Here is a 19,323-nt window from a genome sequence, read left to right on the forward strand (position 1 = left end):
CGCAGCGTCCCGTGCGTCAGCGCGATACGGCGATCACGTTGTTTCGGTACGCCCAGATGACGATCTGCACACGGGTACGCACCTGCAGCTTCTTGCAGATGTTGCTGATGTGCGACTTCACCGTGCTCTGTTCGAGGCTGAGGGAATCTGCGATGTCGTTGTTTCCCAAGCCTTGTGACAGCAACTGCACCACATCCATTTCACGCGCACTGAGACCGTGATCCGATCCGGAGCGCGCCGTGGACATCGGTGCCGGCTTACGCCTCGCGAACTCCACGATCAGTCTCGACGTCAATCTCGGCGAGAGCACCGAGCCACCTTCGGCCACGGTCAACACTGCCGACGAGAGCTCTTCGGGATCGGCGTCTTTGAGCAAGAACCCTGCGGCACCGCTGTCGAGCGCCTCGAAAACGTACTCGTCGAGATCGAACGTGGTGATCACGATGACGCGGGTCCCGGGAAACTCGGCAAGGACCTCCCGGGTCGCAGTCAACCCGTCGCCGTGCGGCATTCGGATATCCATCAGCACGACGTCCGGACGCAGTGCACGCACCTGCTCGTACGCCTCGACTCCCGTCTTGGCATGCCCGACGACGCGAATCTCGGGGTGACCGGAGAGAAACAGCTCGAACCCCTGCCGTACCACCTGCTGGTCGTCTGCAATAAGGACATCGATCATGCGTTGATCCTCCCGTTCACCGGCACCAGTGCCTGCACAGCCCACTCACCTTCCGAATTCGGTCCGGCGTCCAGTTGACCACCCATGAGCGTCGCGCGTTCGCGCATTCCCACAATTCCGAGGTTTTGCCCGTCGGAGGCCGGGCGAGCATTCCCGAGAGTATTGACCACCCGTACCCTCACCGCACCGGCTTCTCGACTCAGACACACCTTGGACTCGCTACCCGGCGCATGGCGAAGGACGTTCGACAACGCCTCCTGCACGATGCGGTAACACGTCAACTGGACTCCGCTGTCCAGGTCGTCGAAGCGGCCGACCTTCTCCAACGAGATCGACGAGATGGTGCGCTTGCAGTCGTCCACCAACTCGTCGATGTCGGAGACCATGGGCGTCGGGAAATCGGGGTCTTCCTCACCCAGGCGAAGTATCCCCACGATCTGCCGCAAGCTGTTGAGGGCCCGCTGACCCTGCTCGATGACGCCCCCCAGAAGGGCTTGTGCTTGTTCGGGATTGCTCGAGAAGAACTTGTCGGCGGCACGAGCCTGGATGATCATGCCGGTCATGTGGTGGGCAGCGACGTCGTGCAGTTCACGTGCCATGTCCTGCCGTTCGGCGACAACGGCATTCGCGATCTTGCGTTCGCGGTCCCGGTGCAGATCCGCTACTGCCTGACTGTTCTCCACTGCTTGTTTTCGCAGGCGCGCGACAATCTTTCCCATGGCTGCGACGACCAGGAAACTCGTGACGGTGTTTGCCGCCGGTTCGAGGAACAAGTGAGGCAACTCCCCCACCTGAACCTCGGCGACCGTCAGCCCGTCCCGTTCGGTGAGATACATCGCCAAGATCACGTCCATCGCCATTCCGAGGACCAGCAGTCCGACCAGGCGCATGCCTGTCACTCGGATGGACACTGCCATGATCGCGAACCAGAAAAGCGGCGTGGCCCCCAGCGATCGACTGCCGAGGAAGAGCATCAATCCGCCGGATCCTGCCAACGTCAGGAGGTAGTACGCGATCGGGTACCGCCGGCGCGCACACGCCACAACGGTCAACACCGTCAGGAAACCCATGATGCCGACGACGGTTCCCGGATCGCTCAGCACTCGATTGCTCGTCTCGGGTTCAGTCTTGAGACTGGCGAGACCGAACACCCACGGCACACTCAGCAGGCCGACGATCACGGCCGCCGTGGCCGGGTTGTTCAGGTTGAAACGTCCCCACCCTCGCGATGCCAGGGCTTGCCCCGGGGCATTCTGACCAGCCGAGTCGAACATCCACTCCCCATTCCGCATCCGATGATTGACGTTCATGGTGGCATGCGCGCACCACTTGGTCCCACATTCGGCGAACGTGAAGGGAATGTTCGATTCCCGGCTCCTACCAAAGCACTAGTTGAAGGTGAAAGGCCTAGTACTTATGGCTCAGCTGAACTGCTCGACCAACCGGTTCACCATGTTGGTTGCGCTGTAGTAGTCGAGACGGAAGGTGTCCAGACCCACGGCATAGACATGGTGGTCACGAATTGCAGGATGCTGGGCCAACAGGGGAAGTGCCTCGACCGCTTTCACCGCACCGTCGTCGGCGCTGACCAGGATCAGGGTGTTGCCCGCGATACCGTCGTAGAGGTTCTCCGCCGAGACCTGAATGATGTCCTTGCGCTTACCCATGGATTCACTGCTCTTCGCGGACTCGGGAATGTCGGCGACCGTGAAACCCATCGCCGTGAGCAACTTCGCCTGCCCGGACTCGTGCGTCCAGATATTGGCGCCGCTGCCGTCCTCGTAGTAGACGAGCGCGGTGGTCGGCTGCGGGGGAAGTGTGATCTTGGCCTTCGCGGCCTCTACTGCGCTGTCGAACTTCGCGACCGTGGCCGCCGCGTTGTCTTCGAGACCTGTCGCCTTACCCAGCACAGCGGCGACTTCCTGCCAACTACTTCCGCCGTAGTCCACCACGATTGTCGGCGCGATGGCCGTGAACTGTTCGTACAGATCGACGACGGAGTCACCTCCAGTTGCCGAGACGACGATCAGGTCCGGGTTCTGCGCCAGAACGGATTCCGCGTTCGCACCGCCCATCGGCAACACTGCAAGTCCGCGTTCTTCTGCTATGTCGCCCCACTGTGTGAACAACCCCTGCGCATCCGAGACGTCGGTGTTCGGTCCCGTCGATGCGGTAGCCACCACCGGAGCGTCGATCGACAACAGCGTGCCCGTCAGCGTCACACTGGTCGAGACGATCCTCTCCGGCTTCGACGTGATCTCCACCGGCCCCTTCGGCGTTTCCACGGTACGCGGCCAATTACCCTGCGATGCAGCTGAGTCAGCATCGGAATCGGCATCCGCAGAACTACAACCGACGAGGGCGAACCCTGCTACCAAGACTGCGGAGAGCACCTTCAGGGTGCGTGATTTTTTCATTGTGACGCCCACTGGCGGACCACTCCTCGAATTCAAAAGCCCATCAAATTAGGTTAGGCTGTGCTCATGCTAACTCAGGCGGTGACCGAATTGTCCGCTACCCTCGCAGCCTCGCCCGACATCGAGACGTCCTGGAATCGGATAGTGCAACAAGGAACGCCGATCATCGAAAGCGTTGATACACAGACTGTTCGAGTTACGTTCCTCTGGCGTCAGCCCGAGGAGACCGAGGTCGAGCGCGTTTACCTGGATGCAAATTCGCTGACCGACCATCACGCAGAACAACTCAGCGTGATGCAGCGACTCGGCGACAGTCCGGTGTGGTTCTACACCGCCGAAGTCTCGAACACCTGGCGTAGCAGTTACAGCATCATCCCGGTACCGAAGTCCGTAGTCGACGAGTTCGACTATCCGGGAGCAGGCAAGGAAGACTCGATCCGCCGCACACGCTGGTTGGGGTTGCTCGAGCACCGAATTGCCGACCCACTCAATCCGCTTTCCGCAGGTGTGGACACAAGGCGTTCCGTCGCCGAGATGCCCTTGGCGCCGGTCCAGTTCGGTTGGGATGCTCCAGTTTTCAGGAAGTCGGTACAGCTCACCTGGGCTAGTTCGACTTTGGACTTCGAGCGGCCGGTGTGGATCTACGAGACCGTGGACGACGGATTGACACCGCTCGAAGAACGGCCGCTCGTGATACTTCTCGACGGGCGTCACTGGGCCGAGGTCATGCCGGCAGGCGCCGCCTTCGATCGTGCGGTCCAGACCGGCAAACTGAAATCCTGCGTTCTGCTGGCCATCGATTCCGTTGACAATCAACGCCGTTCGCAGGAATTGCCGTGCAACCGCGACTACTGGAGTGCAGTCGTCGACGAACTGCTTCCGCAGGTGCGCGCCGTCACACCTTTCTCGTCTGATCGAACGCGAACGGTGGTCTCGGGGCAGAGCTTCGGCGGCCTGGCTTCGATGTTCGCAGCACTCGAATTCCCCGAACACTTCGCGCTGGTCGCCAGCGGGTCCGGTTCGTTCTGGTGGCCAACCGGCTTGAAGCGCGGGGAAGACGGCCCGCCGGGTGGAGACATAGCCGCACGGATCGAGCGCGACGGCGTACCGGACGGTTTACGCGTTGTCCTCGAAGTAGGTAAGCACGAGTCCGACATGGTCGGGCACAGCGCAGCGGTCGCACAGGCGCTGGAGGCCGCAGGAGCGCAAGTGTCGTGTCGGATCTTCGACGGCGGCCACGACTGGTTGTGCTGGCGCAGTGTCCTTCTGGACTCCGTTGTCGAACTGATCGGCAGTCCGTGAGACAGACCACGCTCTAGGCCGGCTCGATGTCACCAAGCTTCCAAGTCCGATCGAAATACGGTTCGAGCGGTCCGTAGAAGCGGAAGTACGAGAACCAGTGCTGACCCGCAATGGTCTGAACCCAATTGGGTTCCTTCCCTACCGGAGTTGTAGGTCCGTAGTAGAGATCCACCGAACCGTCCTCGTTGACAACAAGATCGGGATCTCGCGAGCCACGGTCGCCTCGGCCCTGCTGGTTGTCGACAAGGCAGCGTGTGTCGACCGAGTAGACCGTCGCGGACCAGAACAACTTTGCCGGGACATCGGCGGGTACGTGGAGTGTGTAACTCTTTCCTCCGTCCAACCAGTGCCCCTCGGCGTCGGCGTAGCTACCCAGATACGCCTGCCCGAGTCCGGGCGTCGTACTCTTCATCGCCTCGGAGAAGGTGACCGCCTCGTAGAACCACGACGCGCGTTCGTAGAACTCGTCGTAGTTGTCCCCTCGCTGAGCTGAGTTGTCCAGGACAATCGCCAAGTCCCACTGGCGATCCGGCCAGTAGCGCGAACCGGGGAAGCGTTTGACGAACGCATTCGCCTGGGCGAACACCTCCCCCACTTCGACGGCCCGTTGCAAGATCTTTCTCACTCGATCATCCGGGGCGAAGGGCTTGCCCTTCTCAATCCCCAGCTGCCGAAGCCACGCCATCGGGAAGCGGTCGCGCTCTTCGACAGGTTCGTCCTGCACGATGTCGTGCAGGAGTTCCCAGTATCGAAGGTCTCGCGGCTGAATTCCGCTCCAGGGCTTGCCGTCCGGTGAGACCAGACGCGTCGGAGTCGGATTCTCACGATCGGAGTATGGGTACACCCGGACGGCGTCGACCAACGCGTCCGAGCGCGCCGGGTCGGGATCGAGCGTGCGGAAGCCGAACATGATGTGCATCATCGGGGAGTGGACAACGGTGTAATCACCTGTGTCCTCGACACTCTGACCTGGGCCGACTACCAGGGTCTTGCCACCCTTGCCTGCATCGGGGCCCATCTCACCGAGCACCGCGAATTCTCGTTGCCAGAAATCTGCGATGCCCCCGGCGGTCGGCCCTGGCGGCAATTCGATCACCAACGGCCCCGTTGCACCGAGATCGAAAAAGTTCAAGATGTACGGAGTCGTCGCGTTGGCGGTGATCAGGCCTAGTCGGTCACGATATGAGCGGTAGACGACGATATCGGAGGCAGTTGCTCCGAAGATGTTGGTATGCACGTCCATCCACTGAGCCCAGGACACGATGGGTATGGCCCACAAGTACGCCTGCACTGCTGTTTGGAAGTCGAGCTCGTCGAAGACCGTTGCGATGGTTTCGCGAGCGGGAAGCTCTCCGTCCCTCGGGACAAGTCCGGAGGAATACGTCAGTTCGATGTCGGCCATACCCAGATGGTGCTGGGAGAAACCTCGGCGCGAATCACCCACACCGGGTGAACCTCTAGTTCAGTGCGCCTCGAATGACGGCAGCCGTGCTGTCGAGGATTGTCCGATTGGGCGTGCGAGGTAGGGCGCGCAGGCCGAAGCCGTCGCCGCGATTTCGCGGAATGACATGCAGATGAACATGGAAGACTTCCTGCCCCGCAACAGCTCCGTCGGAGAGGTGCAGATTCACTCCGTCGACGGGGAGAGATCCGGTACGCATCGCCGCGGCGATCTTCTGCGCGACGGCGAAGATCCTGGCACCGTCGTCGGGATCGAGCGTGGACAATCCACTGGCGTGGCGCTTCGGCACGACCAGGAGATGGCCGGATGTGAACGGCCGAATATCCATGAAGGCAAGGACATTCGCGTCGTCGTAGACGACGCTGGCCTCGGCCTCACCGGCGATGATGGAACAGAAGATGCAGTCCATGGTCTCCGGCCCCTGTGCGCCTTTTCGGTAGTGGTGACCACCGAAAAGGCGCACGGGGCGTAGCCCTTACAGAATCGGCGACGGCGCGTACGCCGCAGCTTCGGGGTTGGCGTCGACAAGTTTCTGCACCTCGGCGACAACGGCATCGACCTGAGCCGAAGCGGCACCGACAAAAGCAGCCTTGTCGGCCAGGGCCTCGTCGAGTGCAACGCGGTCGAGCGGCAAACGGTCGTCGGCGGCAAGGCGATCGAGCAGGTCGGGCTCCTTGCCCTCTTCACGCATCGCCAGCGCAACTGCGACGGCATTCTCCTTGATCGCCTCGTGTGCGGTCTCGCGTCCGACGCCGGCGCGGACGGCGGCCATGAGCACGCGCGTCGTGGCGAGGAACGGCAGATACCTGGTCAGTTCCTTCTCGATGACGGCCGGGTACGCGCCCATCTCGATCAGCACGGTCAGGAAGGTCTCGAACATGCCGTCGATCGCGAAGAACGCGTCCGGAAGCGCGACGCGGCGCACGACGGAGCAGAAGACGTCGCCCTCGTTCCACTGCGCACCCGCAAGCTCGGCTGCCATGGAGCCGTATCCGCGCAGGATCACCTGAAGTCCGTTGACTCGCTCGCACGAGCGGGTGTTCATCTTGTGCGGCATCGCCGAGCTGCCGACCTGGCCGGGCTGGAAGCCTTCGGTGACCAACTCGTGGCCGGCCATCAGGCGGATCGTGTGTGCAAACGACGACGGGCCCGCGCCGACCTGAACGAGCGCGGAGATGACGTCGTGGTCGAGGGAACGCGGGTACACCTGGCCGACGCTGGTCAACACGTGAGCGAATCCGAGGTGCTCCGCAACCTTCGCTTCGAGCTGCTCGAGTTTGGCCGCATCGCCGTCGAGGAGGTCGAGCATGTCCTGAGCGGTCCCCATCGGGCCCTTGATCCCACGAAGCGGGTACCGGTCGATCAGCTGGCGCAGACGCGTCAGTGCAACCAGCAGCTCGTCGGCGGCCGAAGCGAAACGCTTGCCCAAGGTGGTGGCCTGAGCTGCGACGTTGTGCGAGCGGCCGGCCATAACGATGGACGAGTACTCGGCAGCGCGCTCACCCAGACGGGCGGCGACGGCGATGCCGTGGCTGTAGACGTGTTCGAGAGAACGCACGATCTGCAGCTGCTCGACGTTCTCGGTGAGGTCGCGGCTGGTCATGCCCTTGTGGACCTGCTCGTGCCCGGCAAGTGCGTTGAATTCCTCGATGCGTGCCTTCACGTCGTGGCGGGTGACCCGCTCGCGGTCCGCGATGGACTCGAGGTCGACGTTGTCGATGACACGCTCGTAGTCGTCGATGGCGTCGGCCGGAATGTCGATGCCCAGCTCTGCCTGCGCACGCAACACCGCCACCCACAATTGACGCTCGAGCACGATCTTGTACTCGGGAGACCACAGAGCAACAAGCTCCGGGCTGGCGTAGCGGTTGGCAAGGACATTCGGGATGCGGCTCACGAGGCCTCAGTCTAACGGTGGCCGAGCAGTGCCGTTACCCCCGATAGAGACCGAGCTAGACCGGCGGCGCCATCACGTCGATCGATTCCAAGAGCATTCCCCTGGCCAACCCCCGTGGGTCCGGGTCGTACTCCCCCAGAGCCGTGATCATCGCACCGTCGACCATCGCGACGAGACGGCGCAATTGCCCCTCGGGAGCGGAGCGGCCCGAGCGTCGAAGCGCATCGGTCAACAGGTCGTCGAGCTGGGCTCGTAGGCGCAACTGCACGTCACGAAGTGCGGGATGACGGGCACACGCGACGAATCGTTCGTAGCGCGAGATCAAACGCTCGCGGCTCTCCGGCCGCTTCTCTTCGTCTCCGAGCAGCAGCTCGACCAACAGTTCGACGGTTGATTCCGCGCCCCGCCGACGTTGGGTCACCGCAGCCACTCTGGCGCGCATCGCTTCCATGTCGGCGTTGCCGTTGAGCTCGACGGCACACGCGATCAGATCGTCGAGTGAGTCGAAGTAATAGGTCGTCGAAGCCAGTGGAAGGTCAGCTCTGGTTGCCACCGCTCGGTGACGAACGGCGTCGAACCCGCCCTCCAGCAAAAGTTCAGCAGCGGACGCCACCAGAGCTTGGCGACGTCGTTCGCCCTTGGGCGTAGCTGCAGAAGACACCACGACATCGTGCCAGCAGAGGGCACCTCCGCATGGCGAAACAGCTCGAAGACCCTGCTGTTTGTTACCCGAGCCACTTCTCGAGGCGGGCCAGTGCCTCCTGGATGTCTGCTGTCGCACCCGCGAACGAGAGTCTGACCATCCGGTTTCCGTGGACGGTGTCGAAATCGATTCCGGGTGCCAGCGCGACCCCGGTATCTGTCAGCAACCGGGCACACCACGCGGTGGCGCCCTCGTCGCCACACAGATGGCCGATGTCCGCGTAGACGTAGAACGCACCGTCGGCGGGAGCCAACTCGGTGATGCCCAGTTTCGGCAACCCGGTCAACAACAGTTCACGATTGACGGCGTACCGCTGAACGTGCCCGTCCAACTCGACCTTCGCCTCGTCCGAGAATGCCTCGACGGCGGCGTACTGAGAGATCGCGGGCGGACACACGGTCATGTTCGACGCGAGTCTCTGCAGCGGGCGCCGAAGATAGGTCGGCACCAACATCCACCCGAGTCGCCAACCCGTCATCGAGAAGTACTTGGACACCGAGCCGATCACGACGGATTCGCGTGAGGTCTCCCAGGCGCTCGACGTGTGCTGATCGCCGTATCCGATGCCGTGGTAGATCTCGTCCGAGATCAGAAGAGTTCCGTGCTGCTCGCACCACGTCGCCAATGCAGCGAGCTCCTCGGGCGAGATCACCGTGCCCGTGGGATTTGCCGGGCTCGCGACGATCAGACCGGCAGGCGGCGACGGCAAAGCCTCGAGCATTTCCACTGTCGGCTGGTATCGAGTTGCCGGCCCGCAGTCGAGTTCGACGACGTTGCAGCCGAGAGCGGCAAGGGTATTGCGGTACGCGGGATATCCGGGTCGAGCAACCACCACGGTGTCGCCCTCGTCGAACGCGGCCAGGAAGAGCAAGGTGAACGCCCCGGACGAACCGGTCGTCACCACCACGTCTTCGGCGTCGACGGCGATTCCCGATCGCTCGCTGTGGTAGCGCGCAATAGCCTCGCGTAGCTGCAGGATCCCGAAAGTCTCGGTATACCCGAGTAGTTCGGTGCCCAGAATCTCTCGCGTCGCACGTAGCACCGGTGCCGGCGCGGGCGTCGACGGTTGACCTGCCGCCAAGGTCAGGACGTCACCATGTGTCCGCTGACGTTCGGTCGCGGCCTTCCATACATCCATGACATGGAAGGTCTGGATATCTGATCGACGAGATTCTGAGCGCACACTCCGACGGTAGTCGAACCGTGGTGCGGCAAGAAACGACGACCACCCATTGTGACGATCCGACAGATTCAGGCGCTCAGCATGAGTCGATTCAACGAGACCTGGGCCACGTCCCTCGCGCAACATTGATCAACGACTTCCTTCGATCAAAAGGTGCATCAGATGAAAGCTCGCTCAGTGCCCACTGCGGCTCTGGTCACGATCGGCGTTCTCACGGTTGCCTCGTGCGGAAGCACCTCTGATCCTGGCGGCAATTCTTCCGGCGACTACGCGAAGGACGGCAGTTTCACCACGATCGTGAACACCGATCCCGGCAACCTTCATCCCCTGATCACCAATCTGACTGCCACGCAGGCGATCAACAGCTATACGAACGACTCGTTGTTGGCCATCGACCCCAAAACCCGCGCAGCGGGCTCGTATCTGGCCGAAAAATGGAGCGAGAACGGAACTTCGCTGAACTTCACCCTCAAAAAGGGGATCACGTGTGAAGACGGCACGACCTTCACTGCCCAGACAGCGGCAAACAACATCAACTGGGTCGTCGACACGACCAACGGCTCGCCGTGGTTGGGAGCATCCGTACCCGAAACTGCGGTAGCAACCGCTGATGGTGACGAGCTCACGATCAAGACAACGGAACCCGCGCCCTTCCTCCTCGAGCGCATCGGCGCTCTCAAGATGGCGTGCCAGGCAGCCCTCGACGACCCTGCCAGTGTTCGAGGCAGCAGCAACGGAACCGGACTGTTCAAGATCACCGAAGTAGTGGCCAACGATCACGTCACGCTCGAACGCCGCGACGGATACAACTGGGGGCCGAACGGCGAAACCACGTCGGACACGCTCGGAGTGCCCAAGACGGTCACGATCAAGGTCGTGACCGACGCCGCGACGACGGCGAATCTTGTCCTCACCGGAACGGTCAACGCGGCCCCGGTTGCCGGCGCGGATATCGAACGTGTGGAAGCTTCAGGCCTCGAGTCGATGACGTCCAACACCCTGAGCGGACAGTTCATCTTCAACCACAATGCGGCTCTCCCCACCAAGGACGAAGCCGTACGCACCGCACTCGTGCAAGCGATCGATCTCGACGATTACACGGACATCAACACCGGTGGCAAAGGCTCACGAGCTACGGCACTGGCAGTAGTCGATCCGCGGGCGTGTGACTTCGACAGCGTCACCGGTGTAGTTCCGAAGTTCGACATGGCCGCTGCGAAAAAGACTCTTGCGGACGCCGGTTGGAAGCCCGGATCCGACGGTGTCCTGACCAAGGACGGTCAAGCGCTGCAATTGACGGTCATCTTTGCGAACTACCGCGACACTACCTCTGCAGCAGCAGAATACGCGATGAAGCAGTGGCAGGAGCTCGGTGCGAAGGTAGAGCTTCGTGGTGGTGACAACAACTTCATCATTTCCAACACATTCGCAGCGAAAGACCTGACGTCATGGTCGATCTCGATCGGACTGACCGTCCAGAGCGATACCCCCAGCATCTTCGTTCCGTACTTCGCCGGCCCCACCCCACCGTCGGGTGTCAACTTCGCATCGATCGACAATCAAAAGTACGCCGAACTGGCGGCGAAGGCCTCGGTTCTGCCCGGGCAGGAATCCTGCTCGGTGTGGAAGGAAGCGGAACAAGCACTGTTCACCTCGTCCGACGTCATTCCGGTGTCCACGTCGCCGAACTTCATGTTCTTCAACGGCGCAACGGCCCTGTATGCACCAGTTGGCGGCACCCTGGCCGGCCCTGGCATTCGCGTTCTGAAATAAGCCGGAAGACAAAGCTTTACGTCTGCATCTATTTCTCCGATTCGAAGGATCTACATGACTGACCGTCCATTTGTTCTCGACGACCTCCACCGTGTGGTCACACCCACTGAGACCTCAATCTCTCCCGACGGCGCCGTGGTCGTCTTCGTTCGCTCGGAAATTGTTGCCGGAAAGGCAACTACATCGCTCTGGGCGGTGTCCCGCGATTCCCAGGCTCGTCGCCTCACCGCAGGGCCCGCCGATTCGGCCCCGCGGTTCTCTCCGGACGGAACGTCGATTGCCTTCCTGCGTAAGGTCGGCGACTCCGCGCAGTTGCACCTGATCCCGCTCGCCGGTGGCGAGGCCGAAACTCTCACCACAGCAGCATCACTCCCCCTCGGCGCCGGTGCAGCGGCCTGGAGCCCGGACGGAAATGCCATCGCGTTCGCCGCTGTGGTCTCACGTTCGGACTCCACCGATCCGAATGCTCCCATCGTCACCGACCGACTCGGATACAAGGTGGACGGTGCCGGTTGGCTCGGCACCTTCCGGCGCCACCTGCACACCGTCGATCTGGAGACGAAGGCAGTTCGACGGCTCACCGACGGTGATTGGAATGCAGACGTTCCGTCCTGGTCACCCGACGGCACGGCCCTTGCCTTCACCGCGAATCTCGAACCGGACAGCGATCTGAACCTCACGTTCAGCGCCTACCGCATCCTCGTCGACGATCTGTCGGTTCCCCCGCAGCGACTCGGTCATGCCACCGGAGTGCAGGGCTCCACACTGTGGCATCCGCAGGGAGATTCGGTCGTCGCCATCGGCACTCCCGAGGTCCGTGTCGGAACTGCAGACCTGATCCGGCTGTCCGTCCCCGGCCCAACCGAGACACCGGTCGACGTCACCCTCACAGCTCATCTCGATCGCAACGTGATGCCCGGTGCACCCGGTTACCCCGGCGGCACACCGGCACTGTCGAATACTCGCGACGAAATCGTGTTCTGCCTACGCGATCGTGGATGGACGCATCTGTACGCGGCCGACATCGAAACCGGCACCTCTCGATCCCTCGTCGCCAATCCCAACGAGGTCGTCTCGGCGCTCTCCGTTGCCCGTGACGCCCGCGTCGCCTCCGTCATCGTCACCACGCAGCAGTCCTTCGGCGAGGTCGCACTCGTCGATCTCGACAGCGGCGCGGTCACCACGCTGACGAAATTCACCGCAGAAGCACTCCCCGAGGTGACACTGTTTGCCGCCGAGGAACGCGAGTTCACCATCTCCGACGGCCGCACCGTGCATGGTTGGTTGCTGTCCGCTCCCGAAACCAGTGGCGCTGCACCTCTTCTGCTCGACATTCACGGCGGACCGCACAACGCGTGGACCGGCGTTGCAGATACCTATCACCCCGCCCACCAGGTTCTCGCCGCCCAGGGTTGGCGCATCCTGACCCTCAATCCACGTGGGTCGGACGGGTACGGCGCAGACTTCATGTACGCCGTCAACGGCGCCTGGGGTACCTCCGACCAAGCCGACTTCCTCGAGCCGATCGACGCGCTTGTCGCCGAGGGACTTGTCGACGGGGACCGTCTGGCGATCACCGGGTACAGCTACGGCGGATACAGTACGTGTCACCTGACGTCCGCGACGGATCGTTTTGCCGCTGCGGTTGCCGGCGGGCTGATCTGCGATTTCAACGCCATGGCCGGAGTCTGCGATTTCGGTCCGCACCTCGCGTCACTCGCCACCGGCACGACTGTTCCCGAGAACTCCGCGGGGCTCCTGGCAGCCTCACCGCTCGCCGCCGTGAAGAACGTGGTGACCCCGACGCTGATCCTGCACGGAAAGTCGGACGAGCGGTGCCCGCTGGGTCAAGCCGAGGCCTGGTTCGCCGCACTGCGCCAGCAGCACGTACCCACCCGTCTGGTGGCGTATCCCGGTGCAAGCCACGGGTTCCTCGTCAACGGCTCGATCTCGCACCGAATCGACTACAGCACACGACTCATCGAATGGGTCAAGCGATACACCTCCGCGAAGCTGCCCAAGACCGGCCTGGCCAACGCGTCTGCCGGAGCCGACGCGTGGAAGCGTTCGCTGGACGTACTGTGTGAGCGTTACGGCGTCACCGGTGCTCAATTCGGTATTCTCACACTCGATTCCAACGGCAAGGAAATCACCCGTACGACGGTGGCTTCCGGCGTGATCAATGCAGACACCGGGGTCGAGGTATCCACCGACTCCCTGTTCCAGATCGGATCCATCACCAAGGTATGGACCGCGATGCTGGTCATGCAGCTTGTCGACGAAGGCTTGCTCGACCTGGACGCGACCGTCCGGTCGATTCTGCCCGATTTCGCACTGCAGGACGAGGAAACAGCTGCCCGCATCACGGTTCGCGCACTTCTGAACCATCGCAACGGAATCGACGGTGACCTGTTCATCGACAAGGGTCGCGGCGACGACGTCGTCGAACGCTACGTCGAGGGCCTGCGTGACTTCCGTCAGGTTCATCCACTCGAGGACGGCTTCGCGTACTCGAACTCCGCGTACGTCCTTGCAGCTCGTATCGTCGAGGTTCTTCGCGGCGGCATCTGGGACGACATCCTCAAGGAGCGGATCATCGATCCGCTCGGCCTCGCGCACACACTCACGTTGACCGGAGATACACCGAGATACTCTGTGGCAGCGGGTCATACGGGGAACTCCGTCGTGATGCCCGTCTGGCCGATCACGCGCTCGATGGGGCCCGCGGGTTGCATCACTGCCAGCATCGGAGATCTACTCACGTTCGCGGAACTCGGTCTTCTCGAAGGACAGAGCGTCGACGGCGCACGGATCGTGTCGGAAAAGTCAGCCGCCGCGATGCGCACACCCGAAATCGACATCAGCGAACTGTTCCCGGACAAGTCGGGTTGGGGCTTGGGCTGGTTCCACGAAACCTGGTCGGGCGAAGAGATTTTCGGGCACGACGGCAGCACCATCGGGCAGCACGCATATCTGCGTATCTTCCCCCGCCACAATGTCGCGATCGCACTGCTGACCAGCGGCGGCAAGGCCGACGGCCTCTACCGTGATCTCTTCACCGAAGCCGCGGCCGCGTTGGTCGGACTCGAACCTCCGCAAGCCCTCGCCCCGAACCCCGCGAGTGTGGAGTCGATTCCGGATTCGGTTCTGGGAAAGTACAGCTCGGGCGGGATAGCAATCGAGTTCCGTCGTGGAGAGTCCGCTGACGAGGCCGTGATCACCGTCATCGGCGACGTAATCCCGAATCCCGAGGAAGACGAAACAGCTCCGAAGAAGCCTGCAACGGTAGCCACTCTCGTACCGTCGCAGATCCCGGGGACCTGGACCACCCGTCAACCCGGGGCCGCCGGTTGGACGACGGTACGGCCGCACCGAGACGGAGTGTACGTCGGATTCCGCTTCCTACCACGGGTTAACGCGTGACGATGACCGATACACATACGATGACGGAAACACAGAACGCCGAAACACAGAACGCCAGCGAACTCGAGGAATCAAAGATGCAAGAACAGCTTCAAGAACTCGTCGATCAGTGGAGGGTCGAGGCAAACATCCCCGGCGTCTCGGTCGGCATCGTGCACGGCGACAAGGACATCGTCGTCACCAGTGGCATCGAGAGCGTCGAAACCCAACTCCCGGTCACCGACAAGACGATGTTCATGATCGGCTCCACCACAAAGGTGTTCGCCGCAACAGCCGCGATGGCACTCGTCGAGGACGGCCTACTCGATCTCGACACCCCGTTGGTCGAGTACGTCCCCGAACTGACCTTCGCCGACGAAACAGCCACGCGCACAGTCACGATGCGTCACCTCCTCACCCACACCGGCGGATTCACCGGCGACGCGGGCCTCTCGGCAGGCTGGGGCGAAGACGCCCTGGGACGCTCGGTTTCACGGCTGAACGAACTGCGACAAGAATTTCCCGTCGGAGAAGTCTTCTCCTACAGCAACTCCGGATTCGTTCTCGCCGGACATGTCGTGGCCAAGATCAGCGGACTGACCTTCGAAGAGCTGGTCAAGCAGCGCGTGCTCGACCCCCTCGACATGAAGAACTCGGCCTTCCTGCCCTGGGACGTGATGACCCACCGGTTCGCACTCGGTCACTACATCCGCGACGGTGTGCCGTTCGTGTCCAACGAAACCGGGCTGGACCGCGGCATGATCCCTTGCGGCGGAATGTGGTCCTCGGTGCGAGACCAACTCGTCTGGGCACGTTACGCACTGTCTGGCGAACACCCCGGCGAAGGACAACCGCTCGACGAGTCCACCCGGTTGTTGATGCAGAAGCCGCAGCGTCCCGCCGCGATGATGTTCGAAGAAGTCGGCCTGGGATGGCTGTTGACTCGATACGGAACCACACAGGTAGTGCGGCACGGCGGAAACGTGAGCAACCTCCAGGTCTCCGAGTTCATGACAGTGCCCGAGAAGAACTTCGCCGTCACCGTGCTGACCAACGCCCTCGGCGGCGGAATCGGCAAGAAGATCGTCGACTGGTGCATGGCCAACCTCACTGAACTACCCACGCCGGCATCCCTCGACGTGGTCGAGCCCGAACCCGCTGCCGTCGACGCAGTCCTGGGCAAGTATCAGGCCGGCTCACTGACGATGACCGTCGCCCCCGGTGACGAGGGAATCGGCATCCGGATGGGCAGCGCGCAGGATCTCGGTGAATACGAGGACATCGTCTGGCCGCCGGCAATCCCGATCGCCTTCCTCAACGACCGTGACTTCGCTGCGCGCGCCGACACCACCCGGGCGTTGGGACGCTTCGTCACCGACGACACCGGTCGCGCCGTGATGCTCGAATTCGGCGGCCGCACCGCCAAGCGAGTGGCTTGATCCTCTAGACGGGTGACGCGGTCCGAACAAGTGCGATCGAACTCGCCGATCTCACCGGACCGCGTCACCCGTTTTTGCGTCTGCGGGCTGCCGTTCATTGCTCGGTTCTGGCAGAACATCGACTTTGGTGCCAGTGAGAAAGGCGACCAGCGCGACGATCACGATCGTGAAGACAATGCTCACCACCGTCGGCCCGAATCCCAAGCCGCCCTCATCTCGGTCTTGGGTCAACAGGTCACCGATGGACGCTCCCAATGGACGAGTGACAACATAAGCGATCCAAAATGCAAGTACAGCATTGAGTTTCAGGCCGAAGTGCGCGGCGGCCACTACGGCGATCACGACGCCGAACAACACAGCAGACTTCGCATACCCCAGGTCCACCTGTTCGGCAATCAAGTCTCCTGCCGCCGTTCCCAGTGAAAATGTGAACAGGATGGCGAACCAGTAGAACGCTTCGCGCTTCGGCGTGCGAATACTGTGGATGGACAACGTCCGTTCACTGGCAAACCAGATCCCGAACGTAGCGGCCAGGGCAACCGCAAAGACTCCCGTACTCACTTCGAGCGGTACACCGAGATCGTCGGTCAGAATGTCGGTGATGAGCGTTCCGACTACGCTGATCAGAACTACCACCAGCCAATAAATCCACGGTACATACTGTTTCCGCGTGAACTGGATGATCAGCGCGACGACCAAGAACACCGAAGTCAACGCAGCGGTGCCGATCAGTCCGATACCTAGATCCGCGTCGAGTGAATCCGCGGCAGTCTCCCCCACCGTCGTGCCCAGAATCTTGATCAGCCAGAAGTACAGTGTGACCTCTGGGACCTTGCTCGCCATTTCACGCGTGAACGCCATGTCGGCCAGCGTGGCACCTGGTTGTTGAAGGGAAGCTGAGAACGTTCGCCGCGATTGCGCCGGAGAGTACAGACTGGACGTCATGGAGCATCTTGCCTCGTCGATTCTGCACCCGTCCCGGTGGAGCGTGCGCGCGCGGTCGACCGTGGCTTCGACACTCGTGATCGCCTTCTGCCTGGTGATCGCCGGGCTTGCACTGGTTTTCGTGCTGGCAAACTCCCTGCATCTGTCCGCGCTGAACAGCTCCGACGCTCGCGCCACGCAATTGGTCCAGCAGCTCAACGGAAAAAACCCGGCCGATCTCGACCCTTCGCTTCTGTCCACAGACAGTCAGATCGGAATCGTGCAGATCGTCGACGCCGATCACCGAATAGTCGCCCAATCACCTGGAACCGACAGCGACCTCCTGTCCGAACGTTTTCTCGGCCCTGACGAGTCGGACGCTCTCGGAAGGGTCAAGAAGTCCGACGACGAGGACTACTGGCTGATCGGGCGAGGCGCTCAGACGGCGACCGGACCAGTCACCGTCTTCGTCGGCGCCGACCGCGAACCGGTTGAAACCGTGGTGACGACCGTTGCCGTTCTGCTGGCCATCGTCGGACCTCTGGTCCTGGGGCTGGCAGCGTTTGCCACCTACCGCCTCGTCGGTTCGGCCCTCGCTCCCGTCGAACGCATCCGCGCTCGGGTAGCATCGATTTCGAGTGGGCGTCAAGGTGAACGAGTGCCTGTCCCGTCAGGGAACGACGAGATAGCCCGACTGGCAACAACAATGAACGACATGCTGGCGCGCCTCGACGAAGGTGCGCTGGCCCAGCAACGATTTGTCAGCGATGCCTCACACGAGTTACGCAGTCCGCTGTCCACGATCACGACGGCCCTCGAACTGGCACACCGACGCCCGGATCTCCTCGACAACGCGCTGATCGAAGACGCACTACTTCCCGAGGCGCGCCGGATGCGGCAGTTGATCGAAGACCTGTTGATTCTCGCGCGCTCTGACGAAAGCGAACTCGAAAAGTTCGGCATCGTCGTCGACGTCGACCTCGATGACATCTTGTTCGCCGAGCAGAAAAGGATCGACGGTATCTCCGCAGTTACGGTCGCCGCTGCCGTGGCTCCGGTTCGGGTCTCCGGAGACCCGAGAGCATTGACGCGGATGGTGCGAAACCTCGTGGACAATGCAGTGCGGCATGCGGAGACCCTCGTGTATCTCGAGTGCTCCGAAGCCGGAAACGAAGCCCACATAGTGATCGAGGACGACGGGCCCGGAATCCCTGCAGCAGAACGCGAACGAATCTTCGGACGCTTCGTCCGCCTGGACCAGCCGCGGTCGAGGCAGGGAGGCGGGTCCGGACTTGGACTCGCCATCGCGTCGGAAATAGTTGCGGCGCACCACGGAACCATTTCCGTCAGCGAGAGGGCGGGCGGTGGAAGTCGATTCGAGGTGACGATTCCGGTACCGAACGACTGACGATCAGGCAGTGCCGACAAAGCGGTACCCGACGCCTCGGACCGTTTCGATGCTCTGAGTTCCGAACGGGAGGTCGAGCTTCTTACGAAGGTAACCGATATACACCTCGACGATGTTCTCGTCACCTTCGTAGTTGGTGTCCCAGACAGAGCGAACGATCTCGGTCTTCGTGACCACCACACCATTGTTGCGCATCAAGAATTCGAGAACGCTGTACTCCCTTGGCGTCAGGGTCAATTCGATTCCCGCTCTGCTCACCTGATGTTTGGCCGGGTCGAGGGACAGGTCTCCAACGGAGAGTATCGCCGGACGTTGTGGAGCGCCGCGACGCACCAGTGCGCGCAGCCGAGCGAGAAGCACGACAAACGAGAATGGCTTGACCAGGTAGTCGTCGGCGCCGAGATCGAATGCATCAGCCAGGTCGTATTCGCCGTCCTTTGCCGAGAGCATGAGGATCGGCGTCCAGATCTCCCGGGCGCGTAGATCCCGCACGATGTCGTACCCGTGTTTGCCCGGCAACATGATGTCGAGAACGATCACGTCGAATTCGTCACTGCACGCAGTCGCGAATCCGTCGTCACCGTTGAGTTCGACGGCGGTCACGAATCCCTCGGCCACCAATCCCCGCCGGATCGTCTCGGCCAGGCGCACTTCGTCTTCGACCACCAGTACTCGCACCACCGGCCCCGTTTCGTCGCCACGCAGTTGTTCGGATGCACCCAGTAGAGCAGACG

15 protein-coding genes are annotated in these 19,323 nt (G+C 62.1%); 5 read left to right on the forward strand and 10 right to left on the reverse strand.

What is annotated here, in order from left to right:
* Window positions 1-16: 16 nt before the first annotated feature.
* From ASU23_RS28085 to fepB, 3 genes are all read right to left on the reverse strand, one after another.
* A complete protein-coding gene (locus ASU23_RS28085; protein WP_003945911.1) occupies window positions 17-679 on the reverse strand; it encodes a response regulator transcription factor in 663 nt (220 codons plus the stop codon).
* On the reverse strand, window positions 676-1,989 hold the full coding sequence (locus tag ASU23_RS28090; RefSeq protein WP_003945842.1) for a sensor histidine kinase: 1,314 nt from the start codon (window positions 1,987-1,989) through the stop codon (window positions 676-678). Before ASU23_RS28090 ends, ASU23_RS28085 begins: the two co-directional genes overlap by 4 nt.
* A gap of 111 nt (window positions 1,990-2,100) precedes the next feature.
* Window positions 2,101-3,108 (reverse strand): Fe2+-enterobactin ABC transporter substrate-binding protein, encoded by a 1,008-nt coding sequence (gene fepB, locus ASU23_RS28095; protein WP_003945515.1) that lies wholly within the window; start codon window positions 3,106-3,108, stop codon window positions 2,101-2,103.
* 54 nt (window positions 3,109-3,162) lie between these two features.
* On the opposite strand from fepB, the gene fes reads away from it, so the two are divergent.
* Window positions 3,163-4,398, forward strand: a complete 1,236-nt coding sequence (gene fes, locus ASU23_RS28100; protein WP_058039303.1) for an enterochelin esterase — start codon at window positions 3,163-3,165, stop codon at window positions 4,396-4,398.
* Window positions 4,399-4,411: 13 nt separating this feature from the next.
* Here the strand turns inward: fes and ASU23_RS28105 are convergent, their stop codons facing one another.
* The 5 genes from ASU23_RS28105 to ASU23_RS28125 all read right to left on the reverse strand — a co-directional run bounded on the left by ASU23_RS28105 (window position 4,412) and on the right by ASU23_RS28125 (window position 9,643).
* Window positions 4,412-5,800 carry a DUF1254 domain-containing protein gene (locus ASU23_RS28105; RefSeq protein WP_058039304.1) on the reverse strand — a complete coding sequence of 463 codons (1,389 nt, stop codon included), beginning with the start codon at window positions 5,798-5,800 and terminating at the stop codon, window positions 4,412-4,414.
* 55 nt (window positions 5,801-5,855) lie between these two features.
* Window positions 5,856-6,269, reverse strand: coding sequence for an HIT family protein (locus ASU23_RS28110; protein WP_042920316.1), 414 nt, complete (start codon window positions 6,267-6,269; stop codon window positions 5,856-5,858).
* A 66-nt stretch (window positions 6,270-6,335) separates the two neighbouring features.
* Window positions 6,336-7,757, reverse strand: coding sequence for an adenylosuccinate lyase (gene purB / locus ASU23_RS28115; protein WP_058039170.1), 1,422 nt, complete (start codon window positions 7,755-7,757; stop codon window positions 6,336-6,338).
* 55 nt (window positions 7,758-7,812) lie between these two features.
* Window positions 7,813-8,418, reverse strand: a complete 606-nt coding sequence (locus ASU23_RS28120) for a TetR/AcrR family transcriptional regulator (protein ID WP_003945736.1) — start codon at window positions 8,416-8,418, stop codon at window positions 7,813-7,815.
* 64 nt (window positions 8,419-8,482) lie between these two features.
* Window positions 8,483-9,643 carry a pyridoxal phosphate-dependent aminotransferase gene (locus ASU23_RS28125; protein WP_037132442.1) on the reverse strand — a complete coding sequence of 387 codons (1,161 nt, stop codon included), beginning with the start codon at window positions 9,641-9,643 and terminating at the stop codon, window positions 8,483-8,485.
* A gap of 162 nt (window positions 9,644-9,805) precedes the next feature.
* On the opposite strand from ASU23_RS28125, the gene ASU23_RS28130 reads away from it, so the two are divergent.
* Genes ASU23_RS28130 through ASU23_RS28140 form a run of 3 tightly spaced genes read left to right on the forward strand, consistent with a single transcriptional unit; the run spans window position 9,806 to window position 16,257 of the window.
* Entirely contained in the window at window positions 9,806-11,416 is a 1,611-nt protein-coding gene (locus tag ASU23_RS28130) for an ABC transporter substrate-binding protein (RefSeq protein ID WP_042452661.1), read from the forward strand.
* Between the two features lie 54 nt (window positions 11,417-11,470).
* Window positions 11,471-14,839, forward strand: a complete 3,369-nt coding sequence (locus tag ASU23_RS28135; RefSeq protein ID WP_058039171.1) for a serine hydrolase — start codon at window positions 11,471-11,473, stop codon at window positions 14,837-14,839.
* 20 nt (window positions 14,840-14,859) lie between these two features.
* Complete coding sequence (locus tag ASU23_RS28140) at window positions 14,860-16,257, forward strand: serine hydrolase (protein ID WP_042453531.1); 1,398 nt, start codon at window positions 14,860-14,862, stop codon at window positions 16,255-16,257.
* 51 nt (window positions 16,258-16,308) lie between these two features.
* Here the strand turns inward: ASU23_RS28140 and ASU23_RS28145 are convergent, their stop codons facing one another.
* Entirely contained in the window at window positions 16,309-17,118 is an 810-nt protein-coding gene (locus ASU23_RS28145) for a hypothetical protein (RefSeq protein ID WP_054782118.1), read from the reverse strand.
* A gap of 82 nt (window positions 17,119-17,200) precedes the next feature.
* Here ASU23_RS28145 and ASU23_RS28150 point away from each other — a divergent pair, with 82 nt between their 5' ends.
* Complete coding sequence (locus tag ASU23_RS28150; RefSeq protein ID WP_058039172.1) at window positions 17,201-18,589, forward strand: HAMP domain-containing sensor histidine kinase; 1,389 nt, start codon at window positions 17,201-17,203, stop codon at window positions 18,587-18,589.
* Between the two features lie 3 nt (window positions 18,590-18,592).
* On the opposite strand, the gene ASU23_RS28155 is transcribed toward ASU23_RS28150, so the two are convergent.
* Window positions 18,593-19,267, reverse strand: coding sequence for a response regulator transcription factor (locus tag ASU23_RS28155; RefSeq protein WP_037132434.1), 675 nt, complete (start codon window positions 19,265-19,267; stop codon window positions 18,593-18,595).
* Between the last annotated feature and the right edge of the window lie 56 nt (window positions 19,268-19,323).

The sequence above is a fragment of the Rhodococcus sp. KB6 genome (genome assembly GCF_001445685.1).
Taxonomy (GTDB): domain Bacteria; phylum Actinomycetota; class Actinomycetes; order Mycobacteriales; family Mycobacteriaceae; genus Rhodococcus_F; species Rhodococcus_F qingshengii.

Coding starts and splice junctions, on each gene's coding strand:
- ASU23_RS28085 (WP_003945911.1), bottom strand. CDS start 679: ATGATCGATGTCCTTATTGCAGACGACCAGCAGGTGGTACGGCAGGGG.
- ASU23_RS28090 (WP_003945842.1), bottom strand. CDS start 1,989: ATGAACGTCAATCATCGGATGCGGAATGGGGAGTGGATGTTCGACTCG.
- fes (WP_058039303.1), top strand. CDS start 3,163: ATGCTAACTCAGGCGGTGACCGAATTGTCCGCTACCCTCGCAGCCTCG.
- ASU23_RS28105 (WP_058039304.1), bottom strand. CDS start 5,800: ATGGCCGACATCGAACTGACGTATTCCTCCGGACTTGTCCCGAGGGAC.
- ASU23_RS28110 (WP_042920316.1), bottom strand. CDS start 6,269: ATGGACTGCATCTTCTGTTCCATCATCGCCGGTGAGGCCGAGGCCAGC.
- ASU23_RS28130 (WP_042452661.1), top strand. CDS start 9,806: ATGAAAGCTCGCTCAGTGCCCACTGCGGCTCTGGTCACGATCGGCGTT.
- ASU23_RS28135 (WP_058039171.1), top strand. CDS start 11,471: ATGACTGACCGTCCATTTGTTCTCGACGACCTCCACCGTGTGGTCACA.
- ASU23_RS28140 (WP_042453531.1), top strand. CDS start 14,860: ATGACGGAAACACAGAACGCCGAAACACAGAACGCCAGCGAACTCGAG.
- ASU23_RS28145 (WP_054782118.1), bottom strand. CDS start 17,118: ATGGCGTTCACGCGTGAAATGGCGAGCAAGGTCCCAGAGGTCACACTG.
- ASU23_RS28150 (WP_058039172.1), top strand. CDS start 17,201: ATGGAGCATCTTGCCTCGTCGATTCTGCACCCGTCCCGGTGGAGCGTG.